The 4,017-nt window shown below is 62.2% G+C and carries 3 protein-coding genes and 1 pseudogene; 2 read left to right on the top strand and 2 right to left on the bottom strand.

The genetic code is table 11. The features are described 5' to 3' along the window. Positions 1–589 (bottom strand): annotated as a pseudogene (locus tag ACTJGZ_RS15900) (amino acid permease); the annotation flags it as partial. Positions 590–705: 116 nt separating this feature from the next. Beyond that, positions 706–2,490: an alpha-keto acid decarboxylase family protein gene (locus tag ACTJGZ_RS15895; RefSeq protein WP_441663865.1), complete on the bottom strand. Its 1,785-nt coding sequence runs from the start codon at positions 2,488–2,490 to the stop codon at positions 706–708. 185 nt (positions 2,491–2,675) lie between these two features. Between ACTJGZ_RS15895 and ACTJGZ_RS15890 the strand changes: the two genes are divergently transcribed. Together ACTJGZ_RS15890 and ACTJGZ_RS15885 are read left to right on the top strand one after the other, a co-directional pair. Next, positions 2,676–3,173, top strand: coding sequence for an Lrp/AsnC family transcriptional regulator (locus ACTJGZ_RS15890; RefSeq protein ID WP_441663864.1), 498 nt, complete (start codon positions 2,676–2,678; stop codon positions 3,171–3,173). Positions 3,174–3,280: 107 nt separating this feature from the next. Further along, a partial coding sequence (locus ACTJGZ_RS15885) for an MFS transporter (RefSeq protein ID WP_441663863.1) occupies positions 3,281–4,017 on the top strand: 737 nt, incomplete at its 3' end.

Raw genomic sequence — 4,017 nt, 5'->3', positions numbered from 1 at the left:
CCATTGGGCAGGAAACCGTTGTTCCACAGGTTCGACAGGCCAGCTTCAGGGCCGGCTTTGCCAGTGCCCAGCAGATATAGGCCGAAGACGATCATGCTGACGATGGCAGCGACCTTGATGATGGAAAACCAGAATTCGGTTTCGCCAAAGGATTTGACGCTGCTGAGATTAATGGCGTTGATCAGCAGGAAAAACCCAGTGCGGATATCCAGGTCGGGATGTCAGGGAACCAGTAATGGATATACAGCCCGGCTGCCGTCAGTTCGGCCATGCCGACCAGCACATACAGGACCCAGTAGTTCCAGCCCGATAAATACCCCATGAAGGGGCTGAAATACTTGTAGGCAAAGTGGCTGAAGGAGCCTGCCACCGGTTCGGCGACGACCATCTCCGCCAGTTGGCGCAAAATCAAAAAACCGATGAAACCGGCGATGGCGTAGCCCAGCAGGACGCCGGGGCCGGCGAGCCGGATGGTTTGGGCAATGCCCAGAAAGAGTCCGGTGCCTATGGCGCCGCCCAGTGCAATCAATTGAATATGGCGATTGCTCAGGCCTCGTTTGAGTTCCTGTCCTGCCTGTGTGTCTTGCATGAAAAGTCTCCTCTTCGCCATTCCGTACAGGCGTGGCGAAACCGGGCCATTCTAGTGGCCCCTGTTGTTTTTATAAAAAATGGCCGGGTGCCGGAGGCAGGCCTCCGGCGCCAGGCTTACAGGCAGAGCGCGTCTTTGGCCGGTTTGGCGGGCGTGCCGCCGGCAGGCTGCGCGGCTGCATCTTGCGCTGCCGCCGGCTGGCTGGCAGACGGATTGCGCGGGCCGCATTCGCCGTAGTCGAAGTCAGCAAAAATACCGGCGAATTTCGGCAGCGCCGGCGGCGCATCCATCATGGGCAGTTTCAGCTCAATGAACACCAGCTTATCCGCCTGCTCGGCTTGCGCCAGCGCTTGTTCCAGCCCGCCTACATCCTGGACGACCAAGGTCAGCGCGTCGCCAGCCGGCGCGAATATCTGCGGCAGGCCGGCGTAGTTCCAGTCGGCAATATCGTTATAGGCTGAGTTCTCGCCGAGGATCAGGCGCTCGATGGTGTAGCCCTTGTTGTTGATCAGGAAAATGATGGGCTTGAGCTGGCGGCGCTGAATCGAGGACAGCTCTTGCGCGGTCAGCTGGAACGAACCATCGCCGATGAACAGCAGGTGGCGGCGCCAGGGCGTGCTGACCTGCGAGCCGAAGAGCGCCGGCAAGGTATAGCCGATGGCGCCCCATACGGGTTGCGCAATATAGGATGCGCCTGCCGGCAAGCGCATGCCGCCCAGCGCGGAATTGGACGTTCCGGCTTCGCCGATGATGACATCGCATGGCTTGAGAAAAGCCTGGATGCGCGGCCAGAGCGTGGCATGTGTCAGCGGTGCGGTCGCATCCAGGGCTGGCGCGGCGGCAGCCGGGGCCGGGTGGCTGGCCGCCTTGGCGCCATGGCTGGTTTTGGCCGGGCGCGCAGGCATATCCTGCAGCACGCGCAGCAGCACTTCGCGCAAGGTCACGCCAGGCATGGGCAGGTCGCCAATGCTGAGGTCGTGACGCCGCAGGGCGATCAGGGCTTCAGGCGCGATACGCTGGCTGAATAGCGAGGTGCTGCTGTCGGTAAAACGCAGGCCGACGCCGATCAGGCAATCGGATTGCTCAATGGCGCGGCGGGTGGCTTCGAGGGTAGGCGCGCCGATGTAGGTGCCCAGGTATAGCGGGGTGCTTTCATCCAGCACGCCTTTGGCCGGCGGCAGCGCCGCGCACGGGATGGCGCACTTTTCGCTCAGCTCCTGAATGATGTCGGCGACGCCGAAGCGGCCGGCATCGGCATCGACCAGGATGGCGGGATGGCTGGCTTCCTGCAAGGCCGCGCAAATGCGTGCGGCGGCGCGTTCGAGCTGGCCGGGATCGCTGGCGGGGTCGGCCAGCACCAGCGGTTCCTCCGGCGTTTCGATGCTCAGGTGGGTAATGTCCGAGGGGAGCTGCAGGTGGACGGGGCGGCGCTCTTGCCAGCAGGCCTTGAGCACGCGGTCGATTTCGGTCACGGCATTGGCCGGTGTAATGCGCGCCTGGGCGACGGTGAATTCCGCCATGCAGCGGCCGATATTGCCGTAGGCGCCGTCGGCCAGGGTGTGATGCAGCAGCGCGCGGCTGTTGATGGAATGCAGAGGCGGCGCGCCAGTGATATGCACCATGGGCACGTTCTCGGAATAGGCGCCGGCAATGCCGCTGATGGCGCCCAGGTCACCCACGCCAAAGGTGGTCAGCACCGCGCCTATGCCTGCGGTGCGGGCATAGCCGTCGGCGGCATAGGCGGCATTGAGCTCATTGCAATTGCCGATGAACTCCAGCGTGCCGGATGCCTCGACCTGCTCCAGGAAGGAAAGGTTGAAATCCCCGGGCAGACCAAACAGGTGGCGTATGCCGGCTTCATTCAGACGCCGGATCAGGAACTCACCGATCTGCATTCTCATGGTTTTTCTCCTTGGGGTGGATTGCGATTCGTAGGGACTTCGCCCGTCGTTGTATTAGCGGGGATAGGAGTAAAATATAGTGCGTGATAAGCGCATGGTGTGTGCGTCTTTTGGCATGGAAACCCTGATTGGCGCATGATTTGTGCATATCTGGCCGGTTATTACCAAAATGGAGGGTGCGAAGCATGGATATCTACGACTGGAAGCTGCTCGGCATGCTGCAAGCGGATGGACGCCTGACCAATCAGGAGGTGGGGGAGCAGATAGGATTGTCTGCCTCGCAATGCTCGCGCCGCCGCACAGCGCTGGAAAAAGCGGGCGTCATCAATGGCTACGCGGCACGCCTGGATAGCAAATCCCTGGGCCTGGATGTGCTCGCCTTTGTGCATGTCAGCCTGCATGCGCACGACAAGCAATCCATCCATGCTTTCCAGACCTTGGTCGAAACCCATGACGTCATCCTGGAAGCGCATTTGCTGAGCGGCGATGCGGATTACCTGTTGAAAGTGGTGGCGCGCAATCTGGAACAGCTGGCGAGTTTCGTCATGAATGTCCTGCTGGCCAATGGCGCGATCTCCCATGTGAAATCGCATGTGGTGTTGCGCCAGATGAAGCAGACCAGCGAGTTGCCCACGCAATGGCTGGGGCGCGAGGCGCGCAAAAGCATTCCGGCCGATGCCTGAGGCGGCCATGGCTGCGGGATGGGCTGTTGCGGCAGGGGCAGGGCAGATGGACATCGCAGATTAATGGGAAGAGAATGGCAGGGTTGCCCGTCTGCTGTTGTGCTCCCATGACCCCCGCCAGCCGTCCTCCTGCCGAACCGGCAGCTACTCTTGCTGCCGAACCGGCAGCTACTCTTGCTGCCGCGCCTGCCGCGCCAGTTCCTCCTGCTCCGGCCCAGACATGGGCCGAACCTGGCTCCAGCGCCTATTGGCGTATCTGTATAGGCCTGTTCCTGGCGGGTTTCGCGACCTTTTCCCTGTTGTATAGCGTGCAGCCCCTGCTGCCGGAATTCAGCCAGGAATTCGGTGTCAGCCCGGCTGTCAGCGCGCTGGCGCTATCGCTATCCACTGCAACGCTGGCATTCGCCATTTTGTTTGCCGGGGCGCTCTCCGAAGGCTGGGGCCGCCGGGGGCTGATGTTCGCCTCCATGGGGCTGGCGGCGCTGCTGAATATTCTGGCGGCGCTATCGCCGTCGTGGCCGGCGCTGCTGGCGGCACGCACGCTGGTGGGGCTGCTGCTGGGGGGCGTGCCGGCGGTGGCCATGGCATATCTGGCAGAGGAAACCCATCCGCGCGGTCTTGGGTTTTCCATGGGCCTGTATGTGGGCGGCACGGCTTTTGGCGGTATGGCGGGCCGGGTATTCATGAGCTTTCTCACGGATATGTACGGCTGGCGCTCGGCCATGGTGACGGTAGGCGTGCTGGATTTGCTGGTGGCCGTGGGCTTTCTGCTGCTGTTGCCGCGTTCGCGTAATTTTGTGCGGCGGACCGGAACCGGCATGGCGCTCCATTTCCAGGCCAGGCG

The sequence above is a fragment of the Kerstersia sp. genome (assembly GCF_052103615.1).
Classification (GTDB): domain Bacteria; phylum Pseudomonadota; class Gammaproteobacteria; order Burkholderiales; family Burkholderiaceae_B; genus Kerstersia.
The sequence above is the reverse complement of the archived record's forward strand: the minus strand, read 5'-3'. Positions and strand labels throughout refer to the sequence as shown.